The sequence below is a fragment of the Mycobacterium basiliense genome (assembly GCF_900292015.1).
GTDB classification, from domain to species: domain Bacteria; phylum Actinomycetota; class Actinomycetes; order Mycobacteriales; family Mycobacteriaceae; genus Mycobacterium; species Mycobacterium basiliense.
In genome coordinates, this window is record NZ_LR130759.1 from 1,177,473 (window position 1) to 1,199,937 (window position 22,465).

The 22,465-nt window shown below is 62.2% G+C and carries 6 protein-coding genes; 5 read left to right on the plus strand and 1 reads right to left on the minus strand.

Translation table 11 applies throughout. The annotated features are described in order from the left end of the window. Positions 1 to 195: 195 nt before the first annotated feature. The gene (locus MB901379_RS05150) at positions 196 to 618 is read left to right on the plus strand and encodes an MmpS family protein (protein ID WP_158018957.1); all 423 of its coding nucleotides are present in this window, start codon (positions 196 to 198) and stop codon (positions 616 to 618) included. Beyond that, complete coding sequence (locus MB901379_RS05155; RefSeq protein ID WP_232021994.1) at positions 615 to 3,512, plus strand: MMPL/RND family transporter; 2,898 nt, start codon at positions 615 to 617, stop codon at positions 3,510 to 3,512. Before MB901379_RS05150 ends, MB901379_RS05155 begins: the two co-directional genes overlap by 4 nt. A gap of 570 nt (positions 3,513 to 4,082) precedes the next feature. Here the strand turns inward: MB901379_RS05155 and MB901379_RS05160 are convergent. Further along, on the minus strand, positions 4,083 to 5,636 hold the full coding sequence (locus MB901379_RS05160) for a tryptophan 7-halogenase (protein WP_158018959.1): 1,554 nt from the start codon (positions 5,634 to 5,636) through the stop codon (positions 4,083 to 4,085). Between the two features lie 541 nt (positions 5,637 to 6,177). On the opposite strand from MB901379_RS05160, the gene MB901379_RS05165 reads away from it, so the two are divergent. The 3 genes from MB901379_RS05165 (at position 6,178) to MB901379_RS05175 (ending at position 22,422) form a co-directional block, all read left to right on the plus strand. Then, positions 6,178 to 7,737 (plus strand): DHA2 family efflux MFS transporter permease subunit, encoded by a 1,560-nt coding sequence (locus MB901379_RS05165; protein WP_158015652.1) that lies wholly within the window; start codon positions 6,178 to 6,180, stop codon positions 7,735 to 7,737. 1,246 nt (positions 7,738 to 8,983) lie between these two features. Next, the gene (locus MB901379_RS05170) at positions 8,984 to 10,102 is read left to right on the plus strand and encodes a condensation domain-containing protein (protein WP_158015653.1); all 1,119 of its coding nucleotides are present in this window, start codon (positions 8,984 to 8,986) and stop codon (positions 10,100 to 10,102) included. A gap of 203 nt (positions 10,103 to 10,305) precedes the next feature. After that, complete coding sequence (locus MB901379_RS05175; protein ID WP_408632360.1) at positions 10,306 to 22,422, plus strand: amino acid adenylation domain-containing protein; 12,117 nt, start codon at positions 10,306 to 10,308, stop codon at positions 22,420 to 22,422. Positions 22,423 to 22,465 lie beyond the last annotated feature (43 nt).

Genomic DNA, 22,465 nt, shown 5'->3' on the forward strand with positions numbered 1-22,465 from the left:
CAGTCCGCGGAGCGCTCGCCAGATTGACGTTGCCGGCTTCTCGGTCTTTTGGGACCGCTGTGTAAGCCTGGCGTGCAGACCGCCCGCACGCGGGCCGAAGCGCATGCGGTCGAGCAATGATCGCGGTGCCGCAGGTGGCGCCGCCGACCGCTCGTTCGCTGTGGAAATACCGATGGGTTGAACATGATTTTCAGGATGCTGATGCGTTGTTGGATTCCGCTGGTCGTTCTCGTGGTTGTCGTCGCCGCCGGATTCACCGTGTCACGGATCCATGGTTTCTTCGGCTCGCAGAAGCGGCCGGTATACGTAGACGGCAAGAGCGACGACACCACCAAGTTCAATGCTAAACAGCTCACGTACGAAATCTTCGGACCGGTGGGGACAGTCGCAGACATCAGCTATTTCGATATCAATGCCGAACCCAGGCGAGTCGATGGGGCGCATTTGCCGTGGGTCTTGAACATTTCAACAACTTCGCCGGCGGTGATGGGAAATATTGTGGCACAGGGTAATGCGGACAACATCGGATGCCGCATCACCGTCGACGGCGTGATCAAGGCAGAGCGCGTATCCAATGAAGTGAACGCCTACACCTTTTGTGTGGTGAAGTCCGCGTGAGCAGCAGGCACGTCGGCGCAAGCCGTCCGATTATCGCCCGCATCATCCGAAAGCTTTCGGTACCGATTATCCTGGCGTGGCTGGCGATTGTCGTATTCCTTAACGTGGCGGTGCCGCCGCTGGAAGTCGTTGGACAGGAGCATTCGGTAGCGCCGAGCCCCAGCGATGCGTCCTCCTTCGTAGCCGCGAAGCATATCGGCAAGGTATTCAAGGAATCCGACTCCGACAACGTGGCGATCATCGTCCTGGAGGGCGACCAACCGCTCGGCGACGCCGCTCACCGCTACTACGACCGCATGGTTCGCGAACTCCGGGCCGACACCAAGCATGTCCAGCATATTCAAGACTTTTGGGGCGATCCCCTCACCGCGGAGGGGGCGCAAAGCCCCGATGGTAAGTCCACCTACGTTCAAATAAATCTTGCCGGCGGTCAGGGTGAGGCGCTGGGTAACGAATCCATCCAAGCGGTGCGGCAGATCGTGGCAGGCACGCCAACACCGCCGGGCGTCAAGGTATTTGTGACCGGCCCGTCTGCGCTCGTCGCGGACATGAGTAAATCTGGTGACCAATCCCTGGCTAGGATTCTCCTGCTGACCGTGGTCGTCATTCTCGCGATGCTCTTGCTGGTCTATCGCTCGATCATCACCGTGGTGCTGCTGCTTCTCAGCGTCGGTATTGAAATGCAGGCGGCGCGCGGAGTTGTGGCACTTCTTGGCGACCATCAACTTTTTGAACTTTCGACCTTCGCCGTCACATTGCTGACGACGATCTCGATCGCGGCGGGTACCGACTATGCGATATTCCTGGTGGGGCGGTATCAAGAGGCTCGTCAAGCGGGCCAAGATCCGGAAGCGGCGTACTACACCACCTACCGTGGCGTCGCGCACGTAATCTTGGGCTCCGGTCTGACGGTGGCCGGCGCCTTGGGGTGCCTTAGCTTCACCCGGTTGCCCTACTTCCAGACCATGGGTCTCCCGACCGCTGTGGGCATGCTCGTCGCGGTCGCTGTCGCGCTCACCCTGGGCCCCGCGATGCTCGCCGTCGGAGGCCGCTTCGGTCTGTTTGATCCCAAGCGGAAGCTGCGTACCCGCGGATGGCGCCGGGTGGGCACCGCGGTCGTTCGCTGGCCCGGGCCCATTCTTGCCGCGGCATGTGCCGTCGCGCTTGTTGGTCTGCTCGCCCTGCCCGGATACAAGACCAGCTACGACGACCGCGCCTATATGCCTACCTCCATACCGGCTAATGCCGGGTTTGCTGCCGCGGAACGCCATTTCTCGCCCGCGAGGATGAAGCCGGACATTTTGATGATCGAGACCGATCATGATATGCGCAACTCGGCGGATTTTCTCATCTTGGACAAACTTGCCAAAGCGATATTCCATGTTACTGGAATTTCCCGTGTTCAGGCGATGACCCGGCCCAATGGAAAGCCGATCGAACATTCGTCGATACCATTTCAGATAAGCATGCAAAATGCTGGCCAGCTGCAGAACATGAAATATCAACGGGACCGCATGGACGACATGCTGGTCCAGGCGGACGAGATGTCCAAATCGATCGCGCTCTTGAGTCGAACCCACGAACTGATGCAACAAATGGCTCAGGTAACCCACAAGATGGTTAGCGACACGGCGGAGATCAATCAAATCACCGCGGAATTGCGCGATCATATCGCTGACTTCGAAGATACATGGCGGCCGATTCGTAGCTATTTTTACTGGGAAAAGCACTGCTACGATATCCCGATCTGCTGGTCTTTTAGGTCGATCTTCGACGCAATCGATGGTGTCGACGAGATGAGCGACAAGCTGACCGACATGCTGGCAGACCTCCGGACCATGGATCGGCTCATGCCGGAAATTGTCGCGCAGCTCCCGCCCATGATTCAGACCATGGAAAGTATGCGGACCATGATGCTGACCATGCACAGCACCATGTCTGGGATCTATGATCAAATGGACGAAATGAGTCAGAATGCGACGGCGATGGGGAAGGCCTTCGACGACGCTCGCAACGACGACTCGTTTTATCTGCCGCCGGAGATCTTCAACAATTCCGACTTCAAGCGTGGCATGAAAGTCTTCTTGTCTGACGACGGTAAGGCGGCGCGCTTTATCATTTCGCACCGGGGGGACCCTGCGGCGCCCGAAGGTCTGGCGAGCATCGCGGCGGTAAGGGTTGCGGCCGAGGAAGCGCTCAAGGGTACGCCGCTGGAGGACGCGAAAATCTACATCGCCGGCAACGCGGCCACCTATAAGGATATCTCCGATACCGACAAATACGATCTCTTGATCGCCGGAATTTCTTCGTTGTGCCTTATCTTCATCATCGTGTTGCTCATTACCCGTGGACTGATTTCGGCCCTGGTCGTGGTCGGGACCGTAGCGATCTCGTTGGGGGCCTCCTTTGGTCTTTCTGTGCTGATCTGGCAGAACATTATGCGCGTCGAATTGCACTGGCTGGTTCTTCCGATGTCGGTTATTGTTCTGCTGGCGGTGGGGTCCGACTACAACCTGCTGCTGGTCTCCAGATTGAAAGACGAAATCTCCGCGGGCCTTAACACTGGAATTATTCGCGCGATGGGTGGCACCGGCAAAGTCGTGACCTCGGCTGGCCTGGTATTCGCCGCCACAATGGCGAGCATGGGTGTCAGCGACCTGCGCATGATCGGTCAGGTGGGCACTACGATCGCCCTGGGTCTGTTATTCGACACGTTCGTTGTCCGCGCGTTTATGACGCCGTCGATCGCCGCTCTCTTAGGGCGGTGGTTCTGGTGGCCCATGCAGGTCCGGACTCGACGGTCCAGCGCCGTCGCACGCCATAAGGCGCTTCCTGAGAGCGCTCCTTTGCCAGTCCTCAACGGTCACCGCCAGGAAGCAGGCGTGGTGTCCTGACCCCCAGCCGGGCTTTCCCTGCTGAAGAGGCTGGCGTGCCGACAGCTGGTAGGCATGGTGGCCGTGCATCGGACCATTCATGAATAGAGACAGTCACGAAAGTACTGCCTGGACCAACACCTAGTGCGGGGCCGGCTTGGCAATCCTGGCCATGCTGGCCTACGCCCCCAATGGCCACCCGCACCGTCGGGATTGATCGCGTTGACCGTCAACGAGTTTCGCTGCCGCTTCGAGGCAGCACGGCCGTACTCGTCACGGCGCTCGCACCGAGTGCGCCGCAGCCATCAGCGAGCTTGCCAAGAGCAATGAACACGATCTACCGCTGTCGCACCGGGTGCCCAACGTTCGATCCGACGTCGCGGGGCCGGGGCCGTGCGCGAAATAACGTGTAATCAGCCACTTACCGGTACGCACCGCCGAGTACGGCGGGAGCGATGCGGCCAGTTCGGGACGGCCACGAGCGACAGCGGACGGAGCCGCCAACCGCTACCGCGCGGCGTCCCCTATCGGGAGGCGACGCCGCGCTAGACGGCAGCTGATGGCGTAGCGGTTACTCGATGCGGCACCTGGTCAGTGCCGCGATGAGCCCGGGCGAATGGATCCTCGAGACTTGCTGCCTCGTTGAGCTGGGGTGACCCAGTGCATGCCGTCGCTCGACGACACAAGCCCACCCGGGAAGAGCGGGGCTTCGGGCTTGGCGTGATCGCCGAGCAGGGCCTGCATCTGTACCTCGGCGCCACTTTGAACCAACTGCTGCATCACTTTTCGGACGATTGAGGACTTGAACATCGGCATCATTCCAGTGCCCGGGCTCTCGCTGAGGTTTTCCACCGCACCGGCGAACTCCGCGCACTGAGCCTCGAAATGCTTTGCGAGCGATTCGGCATCGGTCAACGCGGACTCCCCAGAGGAAATGCCGCCAACAAGCTCGATGAACGCCTCCAAGTCCGGCTTGGCGTTCTTGGTAATCTTTTTGGCCTGCCAGAAATACGAAGACTCGTCTTGATGCGTTTCGTAGAACGAGAGCAGGAACTCATAGAACACGCTGTATTCGCGACGATATCTGGCTTCGAACTCTTTCATCGCCGCGTCCTCGTCCACTAGCCCGGCCAGGGCGCTGTTGATGCTCCGTGCTGCCAGTAGGGCACTGTAGGTTGCGAGATGGACGCCGGAGGAAAACACCGGGTCGACGAAACATGCTGCATCGCCGACCAACACCAGGCCCGGGCGCCAGAACTTTGTCTGGTGATAGGAGTAGTCCTTGCGGACTCGGATTTTTCCGTACTGGCCCTCTCTCACCCGCTCGGCAGGCGAAAGGAAATCCGAGATCATCGGGCATTCCTCAATGAGCGACTTTAGCGCCGTCTCGGGGTCTCCCTGGACCTTCTCGGCCATCTCGCGGTCAACCACCGCACCAACGCTGGTCAACGTCGAGCTCAGCGGGATGTACCAGAACCATCCGCTTTCGAACGCCACACAGAGAATGTTGTTCTTATTCGGCTCGGGCAAACGCTTGCCGCCTTCGAAGTACCCGAATAGAGCCAGGCTGCGGAAAAACTCTGAATACTTCCGCGTGCCACCCACTTCACGGTGTAGGCGACTCATGTTTCCCGACGCGTCCACCACGTACTTCGCATGCGCTTCGCGCGGATTGCCGTCGGCGTCGGTGTAGCGCACGCCGCGTACTCGCTCGTCGTCGCCAATCAGGTCAGTGACCGCACAGCCCTCGCGCACATCGGCGCCCACCCGACGAGCGTTGTTGAGCAGGATTTCGTCGAATTTCGAGCGCTCAACCTGGTAGGCGTAGGACGTCGGACCCGCCATTTGCGATGAGGCCGAGAAGGAGAAGGCCCATGGTTCCGGGCTGGCTCCCCACTTGAAGGTACCGCCAAGCTTTCGGGGAAAGTTCTGCTTGGCCAGCTCATCTGCGGCTCCGGACAGCCGGCAGACACCGTGGATAGTGGACGGCAGCAGGGATTCACCGATCTGGTAGCGAGGAAAGAACTCCTTTTCCAACACCAAGACGCGGTGGTCCTGCATGGCTGTCAAAGCGGCCAACGTTGAGCCGGCGGGGCCGCCCCCGACCACGATCACATCGAACTCTTCAGAAACTGTGTGAGGCATCATTTTCTCCCTGCGGCAGGTTGCGACGACAGTTGGATGCCCGCCCCGGCATCCGGACAGCCATTGATTCGGTTATTCGGCCGGCGCGATGTCGGGTTGGAGGTCCGGCCCGGCAGTAGTTCGACCGTCCATCGACGGCCCTCACATTGAATATCACCGGCGTGTGCATTCACGGAATGTGCAGATTGACTTGCGTCGCAGCAAGATTCTGGGCACTGTCGTGCTGCATTGACTCGCGTGCTCCTGGTACACCTCATACGGGCGGCGCAAACATTGTCCGCAACATTGCCTGATGGGATCGTAAGGAGAAATCGCATGGGGCAGATCCAGCCGATGATCCCGATGGCAATTCGCATCGGCGGTAGCGGCGGCTACTCGAGGCAGCTCCATCGGCATCCCGACTATCGCCCTCTGGGCGTCGACCCGCGATTCCGGAGATCATTTTCTGTTCGCCTCCGCGCTCGGGCGGGAGCCTAAGACTATGGCGGCCGTACGTGGCGTGGACGACCCGCAAGCGACGAAACCGCGGCCGGCCCCGGAGATGGCGCCGCCCGCCAGCTCCCTGGGTCCGTCGCATCCGGCCGGACATGAATATCCCGACAAGCTCGACGCTGCATTGCTCCGGATCGCCGGCGTATGTGTTCTGGCGTCGTTGACCGTAAGTCTGGACACCACGGTCGTCTTTGTTGCCCAAAGCACTTTTGCCGCCGCGTTCGATTCGACCGAAGCCGCAGTCGCCTGGACGATGATCGGTTACGTGCTCGGCCTGGCCACGGTTACCCCCTCGGCTGGTTGGGCAACAGATCGGTTCGGCGCCAAGCGACTCTTCATCGGTTCGATGATGACCTTTACATTGGGTTCGGTGTTGTGTGCCATCGCGCCAAATATCACCTGGCTGATCGTATTTCGCGTACTGCAGGGCCTCGGCGGTGGTATTTTGCTTCCGTTGGTCTTTACGGTGGTGGCCCGTGAGGCCGGCCCGAATAGGGTCGGCCGCCTAATAGCGGTGGTAGGCATCCCTATGCTCCTCGGCCCGATTTGTGGGCCGATGCTGGGCGGCTGGCTGATTTACCACTTTGGCTGGGAATGGATCTTTTTGATCAACCTGCCGATCGGATTGGCCACATCGGTCCTGGCGGCGATCATCCTCGCAAAGGATCAGCCTGAACCCGCCGAACATCTAGACTGTATGGGCCTGATGCTACTTTCGCCTGGCTTGGCGACCTTCTTGTACGGGGTGTCGTCATTGCCCGACCGCGGCACAGTGTCCAATCCGCACGTGTGGATACCGGCCGCGATCGGCCTGGTGTTGATTATCGCCTTCGTGCTCCATGCTCTGTACGGGACAGAGCATCCGTTGATCGACATGCGTTTGTTCACCAACCGCATGGTCACCCTCGCGAATGCAGTGATGTTTTTGTTCTCGGTGGCGTTTGCCGGCTCAGGGATCTTGTATCCCAGTTACTTTCAGCAGTTGCTGCACCATACGCCGTTGCAGGCCGGGCTAGCCACCATTCCGGTGGGAATCGGCGCGGTACTAAGTGTCCCGCTGGCTGGCAAGATGGTGGACAAGAGTGGGCCAGGAAAGGTTGTATTAGCCGGGGCCATCCTGGTCACCGTGGGTACCGGAATCTTCGCGTTCGGCGTCATCAACCATCCTAGTTATCTGCCGATCCTGGTGGCGGGGATGATCATTCTGGGTTTTGGCGTAAGTAGCACGCAGCTGCCGTCCAGCGCGGCCGCCGTACAGACCCTGGCCCCGCATCAGATAGCGCGGGCCACCACCCTGGTCAGTGTCAACCATCAGATAGCTGGTTCGGTGGCCTATGCGCTGATGTCTGTGATCTTGACCAATCAACTGAAGCGCAGCGAAAATATCTCTGCCGCAAAGGAGATGGAAAGCCTGCAAAGGGATGCTGCCAGAATTGGCGCGCCGCTCGATCCTGGGTCACTGCCACATCGAGCTCTTAGTCCCGACTTCGCGACCAGCGTCATGCACGACCTGTCTCATGCCTATGCCGTCGTGTTCGTGGTCGCTTTCGTAGTCACGACGTTGGCGCTGATTCCTGCGGCGCTGCTGCCAACGAAGTCCGATTCCTAGATATCAACGCCACCTTGCGCTTCGGTAAGGCGCACCCATGCGGCTTTCGTCGGGGCTCGACACGCGGCGCCACATTGAACCCGGTGTCACGGGAGGGGAAATCGAGATTCTGCTGAGCACTGCGTAGCTGAGGCGTCGGCCGGGCGCGATCGGTGAGGCTCCGGTTATGCGTTCCGGTGTCAATCTTTCGCGCAAGCTCTTGGGCCGTATGCCGGTGCAGTGTTCGTCGATGACGTCGAGGGATGCGGAGCGCGCTGCCTCGCGAGCACTCCCCGCCATCCCGCTGGATATCGGCATAGACGGGCCATAGGCAGTGTTGGACTTCGTCGCTGACTCGGACGTAGAAGATGCCGTGCTGGCGTCAAACCGATTGACAATCAAGGGCTTCCAGCCGTCCGGTAGGCTTGCCGTGATCTTGCTCCAACGTCAATTCGTAGATACAACAGTAGGATTAGCGGCGAGATGGTGTCGTGACCCATGGGCATCGTTGCCAGATCGAGGTCATATTAGCCGGCAACGCGCACAGCCAGGCAAAGCCGTCCGGCGACGGCAAATCAAGCAGATCCGGGCGAAGGTACGGCGGCTCGCCAGCAGCTGCGGACATCGCCTGCGGTATGTGCTGTGTGCTGTCTCGTCGAGACTCCCGCAGGGCTGCTTGTCCATGGCGAAGCTTTGTGTCCTGCATTAGCTTCCTTTTCGCGCGACTTGTGAAGGCGAGCAGCGTTTGTGGATCGAAGGAGCTGTGGATGGGTAACGAAGTTAGGTTTCGTAGGCCCCGCGGTCACTATGGTCTGTTGATCACGCCTGATCCTGAATGGTAGGCATTGCTCGACTTTCGGGTGCGGGATAGCGGAACCTTTCGATAGCGGAGCCGCTTTTCATGTACGGCGCTCGTTAGCTCTTCCTCAGGGTTACATGCGCATTGGAGATTTCTTACGCGAAGCACGGTCATGCTCATGGAAGGCTGTTGATGGCAACTCATGAAGAACTTCATTCTTACCTCAAACAGGCCGTCTTGGCGTTGGGGAAGGCACGTCAGCGGGAGCGCGGTTTGGCGGCTTTATCGCCGACGCCAGCATGTTTGATGCTGACTTCTGTGGGATTGGCGCGTGTGAGGCGGCGGTGATGGGTCCGGTGATGGGTCCAATGATGCGCGCGGCGAGGCGATGAGTATGTCAGGTTTGTCCGCCGAGCAATTGGCCGCGCTGCCTGGTGTGCTGGCAAAGATCGATGCGGCGGTGCTGCTATGACCCAGACCAGCGCGGATGTTTCCGGCATCCAGGATGTGATGACGCTGAGCCCGCTTCAGCAGGGGCTGTTCGCGCTGGCGATGGCCAGCGAGGCACCGTCGGATGATCCGTACACGATGGCGATAGGCATCGATGTTACTGGGCCGTTGGACAGCGAGTTGTTGCGTGACTGCGTGGTGTTGATGCTCAAGCGTCACCCGAATGTGCGCGCGCGCTTCGTGGGGCGGGTGCTGCCGCATCCGGTCCAGGTCGTGCCTGTTGCTGTGGACTTGGCTTTCGAGCACGTCACCGCGACCGGGGAGTCGGCGGTAACGCTCGAAAGCGAGGAGCGGGCAAAGGGATTCGATCTGGAAAAGGGTCCGCCGATCCGGTTCTTGCTCATCGAGTTGTCCGATGTGGCGTGGCGGTTCCATATCGCCGTGCATCACATCGTGATCGATGGGTGGTCGATGGTGTTGTTCATCGACGAACTGCTGAGGTTGTATCAATCGGGCGGCAACCTTGATGCGCTCCCGTCGCCCCCGCGGCCTTATCGTGACTACCTGAGCTGGTTGGCCCGTCGTGACGTGGCGCAGTCAGAAGAGCTGTGGCGGCAATACCTCGCGGGTCTGCCTGGGCCGACGCTGCTGGCGGCGGAGTCACCCGGGGGTAACAGCGTGCAACCGGGCGGTGAAGCGACCTACACGGTGGTGCGCCTCGATGCGGCGGCCACGAGTGGCCTTGTTCATGGTGCGCGTACCCGCGGTGTCACGGTGAGTACGCTTACCCAGCTTGCGTGGGCGTTGTTGTTGTCGGCGCATACCGGCAGTCAAGACGTGGTGTTTGGTGTCACTGTATCTACTCGACCGGCCGAGCTAACCGGTGTTGAATCCATGGTCGGGCTGTTGATCAACACAGTGCCGATGCGTGTGAGTCTTGAGCCAACGACTTTGGTGGGTAGCAAATGTGCGCTTATGCAGCGCGACGGTGCCCGGTTGCGCGAGCACGCTTACCTTGGGCATGCGCAGATCCGGTCGTTGGCTGGTTTGGGTGAGTTGTTCGACACCGTGTTGGCCTTCGAGAATTTTCCCCTGACCGATTCGATCAGCGGCGGGGGTTGGCCGCCGGCTCGGTAACTTTCCGGTCGCCCACGTTGCGAAGTCGGGCGCATTTTCCGGTCGGCATCCAGGCCGAAATCGCCGAGGGCGAATTGATGCTGACCATAGCGACCAGCGAGATGTCTCCAGGCGATATCAACTCGGAGGAGCTGGGGCGTCGGCTCCTGGCCATGATGGCGCGGCTGCTCGATATGTGGGACCACCCCTTGCGCGAGGTGAGCATGCTGTTCGACACCGCGCCGGGCGGTGCGGGCGAACCCTCAGAACAGGCATACCTCGATCGGGTTGGTAACTGGGGCGCATTGACCGCGGCGGGGGCGGGGGCGTTTGCGTCGGTGCCGGAGTTGTTTGCCGCGCAGGTGCGGCGCACGCCGTTGGCGCCGGCGTTGGTGTTTGCGGGTCAGACGTTGAGTTACCGCGAGTTGGATGTGGCGTCTACTCGGTTGGCGCAGTTGTTGGTGGGCTGTGGGGTCGGTGCTGGCGAGGTGGTGGGGCTGGCGTTGGAGCGCTCGGCTCGGGCGGTGGTGGCCATTGTCGGGGTGTTAAAGACCGGGGCGGCGTATTTGCCGATTGATCCGGCGTTGCCGGCGGCGCGGGTGGATTTCATGATCGGTGATGCCGCGCCGCGGGTGGTGATCACCACCGCGGGGTTGCTGGATCGCTTCGCCGGTCATGAGGTGGTGGTCCTCGATATCGATGATCCGGTGATCGAGACCCAGCCCGATACCGCGTTGCCGGTCCCGACCGCCGACAATATCGCCCACATCATCTACACCTCGGGCACCACCGGGGTCCCCAAAGGCGTCGCCGTCACCCACCACAACCTCACCCGGCTCTTCGCCACGCCGCCAGCCGGCCTGGTACCCGCGCCTGGCCAGGTGTGGAGCCAATGCCACTCATATGCCTTTGATTACTCGTCGTGGGAAATGTGGGGGGCGTTGCTGCATGGGGGCCGGTTGGTGGTGGTGCCCGAGGCGGTGACTCGCGCTCCGGACCAGTTGCATGAGTTGTTGGTGGCCGAGCAGGTCAGCGTGCTTAGCCAAACCCCCAGCGCGGCGGGGGCGTTGTCGAGGCAGGGGTTGGAGTCGACCACCCTGGTGGTGGCCGGTGAGGCATGCCCGCCCGAGGTGGTCGAGCGGTGGGCACCGGGGCGGGTCATGCTCAACGGCTACGGTCCCACCGAGACCACGATTTATGCGTCGATGAGTGCGCCGTTGGTGGCCGGTGCGGATGTGGTGCCGATCGGGTCGCCGGTGTCGGGGGCGGCGTTGTTTGTGCTGGATGGGTGGTTGCGTCCGGTGCCGGTGGGGGTGGCTGGGGAGTTGTATGTGGCTGGTGCCGGGGTCGGTGTGGGGTATTGGCGGCGGGCGTCGTTGACCGGGTCGCGGTTTGTGGCGTGTCCGTTTGCTGGGGTGGGTGCGCCGGGAGCGCGGATGTATCGCACCGGGGATGTGGTGCGGTGGGGTGTTGATGGCCAGTTGGAGTATCTGGGGCGTGCTGATGAGCAGGTCAAGATCCGTGGGTATCGCATCGAGTTGGGTGAGGTTCAGGCCGCGCTGGCCGCGGTGGAGGGTGTGGATCAGGCGGTGGTGATCGCTCGCCAGGATGGTGAGGGTCCCAAGCGGTTGGTGGGCTATGTCACCGGTGATGTCGAGGTCGATGCGGTTCGGGCGGTGTTGGCCCAGCGGTTGCCCGCTTATATGGTGCCCGCGGCGGTGGTGGGGTTGGCGCAGTTGCCGTTGACGTTGAACGGCAAGCTTGATGTGCGGGCGTTGCCCGCTCCCGAGTACGGCCACAGCGAGCATTACCGGGCCCCGGCGAGCCCGGTCGAAGAGATCCTGGCCGGTATTTATGCCCAAGTGCTCGGCGTGGATCGGGTCGGGGTTGATGACTCTTTCTTTGATTTGGGTGGGGATTCGCTGTCGGCGATGCGGGTGATCGCGGCGATCAACACCACACTGGACGTCGACCTAGCCGTGTTTGCCCTGTTTGAGGCGCCGACGGTGGCGGGGTTGGCGGTTTGTGTGGGTGGTGGGGTTTCTGGTGGGCGGGCGCCGTTGGTGGCGGTGCAGCGTCCGGCGGTGATTCCGTTGTCGTTTGCTCAGCAGCGGTTGTGGTTTTTGGATCAGCTGGAGGGTCCCTCACCGATCTACAACATGGTGAGGTCGTTGCGGTTGCGTGGGCGTGTTGATGATGCGGCGTTGGGGGCGGCGTTAGTTGATGTGGTGGGCCGGCATGAAAGCTTGCGGACGGTGTTTGTGACCGTCGATGGGGTGGCCCAGCAGGTGATTGTTCCGGTGGAGCGCGTCGAGGTGGGGTGGCAGGTTGTTGATGCTGGTGGCTGGTCGCAGTCGCAGTTGCAGCAGGCCATGGAGCAGCAGGCGCGGCATAGTTTTGATTTGGCGGTAGAAATTCCGTTGCGGGCGCGGCTGTTTCGGGTGAGCGCTGTCGAGCATGTGTTGGTGGTGGTGATCCACCATATCGCCGCTGATGGGTGGTCGTTGGCGCCGTTGACCGCTGATCTGGGGGTGGCTTATGCCAGCCGGTGTGCGGGTCGGGCTCCGGATTGGGCGCCGTTGGCGGTGCAGTATGTCGATTACACGTTGTGGCAGCGCGCTCATTTGGGGGAGCTTGCCGATAGTGGTAGTGCGGCTAGTGCGCAGTTGGCGTATTGGGTCGATGAGTTGGCCGGGATGGGTGAGCGGTTGGCGTTGCCGACCGATCGGGCGTATCCGGCGGTGGCGGATCATCGTGGTGGCAGTGTGGAGGTGGACTGGCCGGCGGCGTTGCAGGCGCGGGTGGCGCGGGTGGCCGCTGAGCATAATGCGACCAGTTTCATGGTGGTCCAGACCGCGCTTAGTGCCCTGTTGTCGATGTTGGCGGCCAGCAGTGATGTGGCGGTGGGGTTTGCGGTGGCCGGTCGTAGCGATCCGGCCCTCGATGAGCTGATCGGGTTCTTTGTCAATACGTTGGTGTTGCGGGTCCAGCTCGACGGGGATGTGAGTTTTGCTGAGTTGCTGGCCCAGGTGCGTGCGCGCAGCCTGGCCGCTTTCGAGCATCAAGACGTGCCGTTTGAGGCGGTGGTCGAGCGGCTTAACCCGACCCGCAGCTTGACCCATCACCCCCTGATCCAAGTCATGTTGGCCTGGCAGAACTTCGCCGGCCCACACGACAATCTCGGTGCCCCAGTAGCGCTCGGCGGGCTGGAGGCCACCCCCATCTCCCTGCACACCGGTGCCGCGCGGATGGATTTGGTGTTTTCGTTGGCTGAGCGTTTTACCGCTGCGGGTGCTCCTGCCGGTATTGCGGGGATGGTGGAATACCGCACCGATGTGTTTGATGCGGCCACGATTGGCCGGTTGATTGAGCGGTTGCGGTTGGTGTTGGAGGCGATGACCGCTGATCCCGATCGACGGTTGTCCTCGATTGATTTGCTTGATGAGGCTGAGCATGCCCGTTTGGATCGGATTGGCAACCGGACCGCATTGACCGCGGCGGGGGCGGGGGCGTTTGCGTCGGTGCCGGAGTTGTTTGCCGCGCAGGTGCGGCGCACGCCGTTGGCGCCGGCGTTGGTGTTTGCGGGTCAGACGTTGAGTTACCGCGAGTTGGATGTGGCGTCTACTCGGTTGGCGCAGTTGTTGGTGGGCTGTGGGGTCGGTGCTGGCGAGGTGGTGGGGCTGGCGTTGGAGCGCTCGGCTCGGGCGGTGGTGGCCATTGTCGGGGTGTTAAAGACCGGGGCGGCGTATTTGCCGATTGATCCGGCGTTGCCGGCGGCGCGGGTGGATTTCATGATCGGTGATGCCGCGCCGCGGGTGGTGATCACCACCGCGGGGTTGCTGGATCGCTTCGCCGGTCATGAGGTGGTGGTCGTCGATATCGATGATCCGGTGATCGAGACCCAGCCCGATACCGCGTTGCCGGTCCCGACCGCCGACAATATCGCCTACATCATCTACACCTCGGGCACCACCGGGGTCCCCAAAGGCGTCGCCGTCACCCACCACAACCTCACCCAATTGCTCGGCCGGCCGGAGGGAGACATCCGGCCGGGGCCTGACCAGGTGTGGAGCCAATGCCATTCGTATGGGTTCGACGTTTCGGGGTTCGAGATGTGGGGGGCGTTGCTGCATGGGGGCCGGTTGGTGGTGGTGCCCGAGGCGGTGACTCGCGCTCCGGACCAGTTGCATGAGTTGTTGGTGGCCGAGCAGGTCAGCGTGCTCACTCAGACTCCGACCGCGCTGCGGATGTTGTCGAGGCAGGGGTTGGAGTCGACCACCCTGGTGATGGTCGGTGAGGCATGCCCGCCCGAGGTGGTCGAGCGGTGGGCACCGGGCCGGACGATGCTAAATCAGTACGGTCCCACCGAGACCACGATTTATGCGTCGATGAGTGCGCCGTTGGTGGCCGGTGCGGATGTGGTGCCGATCGGGTCGCCGGTGTCGGGGGCGGCGTTGTTTGTGCTGGATGGGTGGTTGCGTCCGGTGCCGGTGGGGGTGGTCGGGGAGTTGTATGTGGCCGGTGCCGGGGTCGGTGTGGGGTATTGGCGGCGGGCGTCGTTGACCGGGTCGCGGTTTGTGGCGTGTCCGTTTGCTGGGGTGGGTGCGCCGGGAGCGCGGATGTATCGCACCGGGGATGTGGTGCGGTGGGGTGTTGATGGCCAGTTGGAGTATCTGGGGCGTGCTGATGAGCAGGTCAAGATCCGTGGGTATCGCATCGAGTTGGGTGAGGTTCAGGCCGCGCTGGCCGCGGTGGAGGGTGTGGATCAGGCGGTGGTGATCGCTCGCCAGGATGGTGAGGGTCCCAAGCGGTTGGTGGGCTATGTCACCGGTGATGTCGAGGTCGATGCGGTTCGGGCGGTGTTGGCCCAGCGGTTGCCCGCTTATATGGTGCCCGCGGCGGTGGTGGGGTTGGCGCAGTTGCCGTTGACGTTGAACGGCAAGCTTGATGTGCGGGCGTTGCCCGCTCCCGAGTACGGCCACAGCGAGCATTACCGGGCCCCGGCGAGCCCGGTCGAAGAGATCCTGGCCGGTATTTATGCCCAAGTGCTTGGCGTGGATCGGGTCGGGGTTGATGACTCCTTCTTTGATTTGGGTGGGGATTCGCTGTCGGCGATGCGGGTGATCGCGGCGATCAATTCCGCGTTGGATGTTGTGGTCTCGGTGCGGGTGTTGTTTGAGGCGCCGACGGTGGCGGGGTTGGCGGCTTGTGTGGGTGGTGGGGTTTTTGGTGGGCGGGCGCCGTTGGTGGCGGTGCAGCGTCCGGCGGTGATTCCGTTGTCGTTTGCTCAGCAGCGGTTGTGGTTTTTGGATCAGCTGGAGGGTCCCTCACCGATCTACAACATGGTGGGGTCGTTGCGGTTGCGTGGGCGTGTTGATGATGCGGCGTTGGGGGCGGCGTTAGTTGATGTGGTGGGCCGGCATGAAAGCTTGCGGACGGTGTTTGTGACCGTCGATGGGGTGGCCCAGCAGGTGATTGTTCCGGTGGAGCGCGTCGAGGTGGGGTGGCAGGTTGTTGATGCTGGTGGCTGGTCGCAGTCGCAGTTGCAGCAGGCCATGGAGCAGCAGGCGCGGCATAGTTTTGATTTGGCGGTAGAAATTCCGTTGCGGGCGCGGCTGTTTCGGGTGAGCGCTGTCGAGCATGTGTTGGTGGTGGTGATCCACCATATCGCCGCTGATGGGTGGTCGTTGGCGCCGTTGACCGCTGATCTGGGGGTGGCTTATGCCAGCCGGTGTGCGGGTCGGGCTCCGGATTGGGCGCCGTTGGCGGTGCAGTATGTCGATTACACGTTGTGGCAGCGCGCTCATTTGGGGGAGCTTGCCGATAGTGGTAGTGCGGCTAGTGCGCAGTTGGCGTATTGGGTCGATGAGTTGGCCGGGATGGGTGAGCGGTTGGCGTTGCCGACCGATCGGGCGTATCCGGCGGTGGCGGATCATCGTGGTGGCAGTGTGGAGGTGGACTGGCCGGCGGCGTTGCAGGCGCGGGTGGCGCGGGTGGCCGCTGAGCATAATGCGACCAGTTTCATGGTGGTCCAGACCGCGCTTAGTGCCCTGTTGTCGATGTTGGCGGCCAGCAGTGATGTGGCGGTGGGGTTTGCGGTGGCCGGTCGTAGCGATCCGGCCCTCGATGAGCTGATCGGGTCTTTTGTCAATACGTTGGTGTTGCGGGTCCAGCTCGACGGGGATGTGAGTTTTGCTGAGTTGCTGGCCCAGGTGCGTGCGCGCAGCCTGGCCGCTTTCGAGCATCAAGACGTGCCGTTTGAGGTGGTGGTCGAGCGGCTTAACCCGACCCGCAGCTTGACCCATCACCCCCTGATCCAAGTCATGCTGGCCTGGCAAAACAACCTGCCCGCCGACCTGGCATTAGGTGATCTGGAGGCCACCCCCATCTCCCTGCACACCGGTGCCGCGCGGATGGATTTGGTGTTTTCGTTGGCTGAGCGTTTTACCGCTGCGGGTGCTCCTGCCGGTATTGCGGGGATGGTGGAATACCGCACCGATGTGTTTGATGCGGCCACGATTGGCCGGTTGATTGAGCGGTTGCGGTTGGTGTTGGAGGCGATGACCGCTGATCCCGATCGACGGTTGTCCTCGATTGATTTGCTTGATGAGGCTGAGCATGCCCGTTTGGATCGGATTGGCAACCGGACCGCATTGACCGCGGCGGGGGCGGGGGCGTTTGCGTCGGTGCCGGAGTTGTTTGCCGCGCAGGTGCGGCGCACGCCGTTGGCGCCGGCGTTGGTGTTTGCGGGTCAGACGTTGAGTTACCGCGAGTTGGATGTGGCGTCTACTCGGTTGGCGCAGTTGTTGGTGGGCTGTGGGGTCGGTGCTGGCGAGGTGGTGGGGCTGGCGTTGGAGCGCTCGGCTCGGGCGGTGGTGGCCATTGTCGGGGTGTTAAAGACCGGGGCGGCGTATTTGCCGATTGATCCGGCGTTGCCGGCGGCGCGGGTGGATTTCATGATCGGTGATGCCGCGCCGCGGGTGGTGATCACCACCGCGGGGTTGCTGGATCGCTTCGCCGGTCATGAGGTGGTGGTCGTCGATATCGATGATCCGGTGATCGAGACCCAGCCCGATACCGCGTTGCCGGTCCCGACCGCCGACAATATCGCCTACATCATCTACACCTCGGGCACCACCGGGGTCCCCAAAGGCGTCGCCGTCACCCACACCGGAATTGCCGGTCTGGTGACCACCCAGCTGGAACGCGATGCCATTACGCCTGAGAGCCGGATTCTGCAGTTTGCCCCATTGACCTTCGACCCATCTGTCGCGAATCTGTGGACTGCGCTGTTGACCGGCGCGGCCGCGGTCATCCCCAATCAGGACCAAGCGTTGCCGGGGAAGCAATTGGTCGATCTGATCATTGAGCAGAAGGTCTCGCACGGCAATTTCACCCCCACAGCCTTGGCGGCGCTGCCGGCGAGCCAACTGCGAAGCGTCCGGTTGAAGGTGGGCGGCGAGGCGTGCACGAGAGAGCTTGTCGACCGCTTTGGTGCCTTCACCACGCTGATGAACTCGTACGGTCCGACCGAAACGACCGTGGAAGCTGCGATCGCCGGCCCCCTGCACGCGGGTGCGGATGTGGTGCCGATTGGGTCGCCGGTGTCGGGGGTGGCGTTGTTTGTGCTGGATGGGTGGTTGCGTCCGGTGCCGGTGGGGGTGGTCGGGGAGTTGTATGTGGCTGGTGCCGGGGTCGGTGTGGGGTATTGGCGGCGGGCGTCGTTGACCGGGTCGCGGTTTGTGGCGTGTCCGTTTGCTGGGGTGGGTGCGCCGGGAGCGCGGATGTATCGCACCGGGGATGTGGTGCGGTGGGGTGTTGATGGCCAGTTGGAGTATCTGGGGCGTGCTGATGAGCAGGTCAAGATCCGTGGGTATCGCATCGAGTTGGGTGAGGTTCAGGCCGCGCTGGCCGCGGTGGAGGGTGTGGATCAGGCGGTGGTGATCGCTCGCCAGGATGGTGAGGGTCCCAAGCGGTTGGTGGGCTATGTCACCGGTGATGTCGAGGTCGGCGCGGTTCGGGCGGTGTTGGCCCAATGGTTGCCCGCTTATATGGTGCCCGCGGCGGTGGTGGGGTTGGCGCAGTTGCCGTTGACGTTGAACGGCAAGCTTGATGTGCGGGCGTTGCCGGCTCCGGAGTATGTGCACGCCGACCGGTATCGGGCTCCGGCGGGCCCGGTCGAGGAGATCCTGGCCGGTATTTATGCCCAAGTGCTGGGGTTGGATCGGGTCGGGGTTGATGACTCTTTCTTTGATTTGGGTGGGGATTCGCTGTCGGCGATGCGGGTGATCGCGGCGATCAATTCCGCGTTGGATGTTGTGGTCTCGGTGCGGGTGTTGTTTGAGGCGCCGACGGTGGCGGGGTTGGCGGCTTGTGTGGGTGGTGGGGTTTTTGGTGGGCGGGCGCCGTTGGTGGCGGTGCAGCGTCCGGCGGTGATTCCGTTGTCGTTTGCTCAGCAGCGGTTGTGGTTTTTGGATCAGCTGGAGGGTCCCTCACCGATCTACAACATGGTGGGGTCGTTGCGGTTGCGTGGGCGTGTTGATGATGCGGCGTTGGGGGCGGCGTTAGTTGATGTGGTGGGCCGGCATGAAAGCTTGCGGACGGTGTTTGTGACCGTCGATGGGGTGGCCCAGCAGGTGATTGTTCCGGTGGAGCGCGTCGAGGTGGGGTGGCAGGTTGTTGATGCTGGTGGCTGGTCGCAGTCGCAGTTGCAGCAGGCCATGGAGCAGCAGGCGCGGCATAGTTTTGATTTGGCGGTAGAAATTCCGTTGCGGGCGCGGCTGTTTCGGGTGAGCGCTGTCGAGCATGTGTTGGTGGTGGTGATCCACCATATCGCCGCTGATGGGTGGTCGTTGGCGCCGTTGACCGCTGATCTGGGGGTGGCTTATGCCAGCCGGTGTGCGGGTCGGGCTCCGGATTGGGCGCCGTTGGCGGTGCAGTATGTCGATTACACGTTGTGGCAGCGCGCTCATTTGGGGGAGCTTGCCGATAGTGGTAGTGCGGCTAGTGCGCAGTTGGCGTATTGGGTCGATGAGTTGGCCGGGATGGGTGAGCGGTTGGCGTTGCCGACCGATCGGGCGTATCCGGCGGTGGCGGATCATCGTGGTGGCAGTGTGGAGGTGGACTGGCCGGCGGCGTTGCAGGCGCGGGTGGCGCGGGTGGCCGCTGAGCATAATGCGACCAGTTTCATGGTGGTCCAGACCGCGCTTAGTGCCCTGTTGTCGATGTTGGCGGCCAGCAGTGATGTGGCGGTGGGGTTTGCGGTGGCCGGTCGTAGCGATCCGGCCCTCGATGAGCTGATCGGGTTCTTTGTCAATACGTTGGTGTTGCGGGTCCAGCTCGACGGGGATGTGAGTTTTGCTGAGTTGCTGGCCCAGGTGCGTGCGCGCAGCCTGGCCGCTTTCGAGCATCAAGACGTGCCGTTTGAGGTGGTGGTCGAGCGGCTTAACCCGACCCGCAGCTTGACCCATCACCCCCTGATCCAAGTCATGTTGGCCTGGCAGAACTTCGCCGGCCCACACGACAATCTCGGTGCCCCAGTAGCGCTCGGCGGGCTGGAGGCCACCCCCATCTCCCTGCACACCGGTGCCGCGCGGATGGATTTGGTGTTTTCGTTGGCTGAGCGTTTTACCGCTGCGGGTGCTCCTGCCGGTATTGCGGGGATGGTGGAATACCGCACCGATGTGTTTGATGCGGCCACGATTGGCCGGTTGATTGAGCGGTTGCGGTTGGTGTTGGAGGCGATGACCGCTGATCCCGATCGACGGTTGTCCTCGATTGATTTGCTTGATGAGGCTGAGCATGCCCGTTTGGATCGGATTGGCAACCGGACCGCATTGACCGCGGCGGGGGCGGGGGCGTTTGCGTCGGTGCCGGAGTTGTTTGCCGCGCAGGTGCGGCGCACGCCGTTGGCGCCGGCGTTGGTGTTTGCGGGTCAGACGTTGAGTTACCGTGAGTTGGATGTGGCGTCTACTCGGTTGGCGCAGTTGTTGGTGGGCTGTGGGGTCGGTGCTGGCGAGGTGGTGGGGCTGGCGTTGGAGCGCTCGGCTCGGGCGGTGGTGGCCATTGTCGGGGTGTTAAAGACCGGGGCGGCGTATTTGCCGATTGATCCGGCGTTGCCGGCGGCGCGGGTGGATTTCATGATCGGTGATGCCGCGCCGCGGGTGGTGATCACCACCGCGGGGTTGCTGGATCGCTTCGCCGGTCATGAGGTGGTGGTCGTCGATATCGATGATCCGGTGATCGAGACCCAGCCCGATACCGCGTTGCCGGTCCCGACCGCCGACAATATCGCCTACATCATCTACACCTCGGGCACCACCGGGGTCCCCAAAGGCGTCGCCGTCACCCACCACAACATCACCCAACTCGTGGATCGGCTGGACGCCGAGATGATCCCGCTGGGGCCGGGGCAGGTGTGGAGCCAATGCCATTCGTATGGGTTCGACGTTTCGGTGTTCGAGATGTGGGGGGCGTTGCTGCATGGGGGCCGGTTGGTGGTGGTGCCCGAGGCGGTGACTCGCGCTCCGGACCAGTTGCATGAGTTGTTGGTGGCCGAGCAGGTCAGCGTGCTCAATCAGACTCCGACCGCGGCGGGGATGTTGTCGAGGCAGGGGTTGGAGTCGACCACCCTGGTGGTGGCCGGTGAGGCATGCCCGCCCGAGGTGGTCGAGCGGTGGGCACCGGGGCGGGTCATGCTCAACGGCTACGGCCCCACCGAGACTTGGTATGCGTCGATGAGTGCGCCGTTGGTGGCCGGTGCGGATGTGGTGCCGATCGGGTCGCCGGTGTCGGGGGCGGCGTTGTTTGTGCTGGATGGGTGGTTGCGTCCGGTGCCGGTGGGGGTGGTCGGGGAGTTGTATGTGGCCGGTGCCGGGGTCGGTGTGGGGTATTGGCGGCGGGCGTCGTTGACCGGGTCGCGGTTTGTGGCGTGTCCGTTTGCTGGGGTGGGTGCGCCGGGAGCGCGGATGTATCGCACCGGGGATGTGGTGCGGTGGGGTGTTGATGGCCAGTTGGAGTATCTGGGGCGTGCTGATGAGCAGGTCAAGATCCGTGGGTATCGCATCGAGTTGGGTGAGGTTCAGGCCGCGCTGGCCGCGGTGGAGGGTGTGGATCAGGCGGTGGTAATCGCTCGCCAGGATGGTGAGGGTCCCAAGCGGTTGGTGGGCTATGTCACCGGTGATGTCGAAGTCGATGCGGTTCGGGCGGTGTTGGCCCAGCGGTTGCCCGCTTATATGGTGCCCGCGGCGGTGGTGGGGTTGGCGCAGTTGCCGTTGACGTTGAACGGCAAGCTTGATGTGCGGGCGTTGCCCGCTCCTGAGTACGGCCACAGCGAGCATTACCGGGCCCCGGCGAGCCCGGTCGAAGAGATCCTGGCCGGTATTTATGCCCAAGTGCTGGGGTTGGATCGGGTCGGGGTTGATGACTCCTTCTTCGACCTCGGCGGAGACAGCATCCTGGCGATGAAGGTGATCGCGGCGATCAACACCACACTGGATGCCGACCTGCCTGTGCGGGTGCTGTTCGACGCCCCGACAGTGGCGGGCCTTCGCCAGCAGCTTGAATCGGCGGAAATTTCACTCGAAGTTGTTCCCGTCGAGGTGTTCAACCAATGCGACGGAATTCCACTGTTTTGTTTGCCCCCAGGAGGCGGGCTGGCCTGGCAGTACCGAAACCTGGAATCGTATGTGGACTGCCCCATCGTCGGCTTCCAACAGCCAATTGGTGAATCTTGGCTGGGATCAATCCGAGAAATCGCTGCCCACTATGCCGATAAGGCCCAAGAATTCTATCCCGAGGGTCCCTACAACCTCATTGGCTGGTCGTTTGGCGGCCTCGTCGCGCATCAACTTGCCATTGAGCTACAGCGGCGTGGGTGCAAGGTTCGATCCCTGATCGTCCTCGACCCTCGCCTGGACATAGACGGTACCGCGGAACCAGCCCAAATATCCGAAAGCTACATCATAAATATGTTCCTCCAAATGAACGGGATTGATATTGAGGAACAAGCGCAGCCGCTTACCTATCGACAGGCAGAGGCATTGTTCCGGCGTCGCGAAGCCGTGGAGTCTCCGCTCCCAACGAAGCGGATCGTGGAAACCATGGTTGAGAATTTGAACCTCAGTCTCCGACTCCAATCCGGACACGTACCCGACGTATTCGATGGCGACATGATCATCTTTTCGGGACGAGCTGGCGATGCCCCGCCTCTATTGCCGGAGTGGCGGCCATTCGTTGCGGGCAACATCACCGAGCACCCTGTCGACTGTGCACATGGCGAGATGCTAAATCCGGAATCACTGGAATCATTTGGTGCGCGGCTTGCGGCCTACCTGCTTTAACGTCATCGGGTCGTGAGGGCGCCTCCCCGGCGCTCGAAGACAA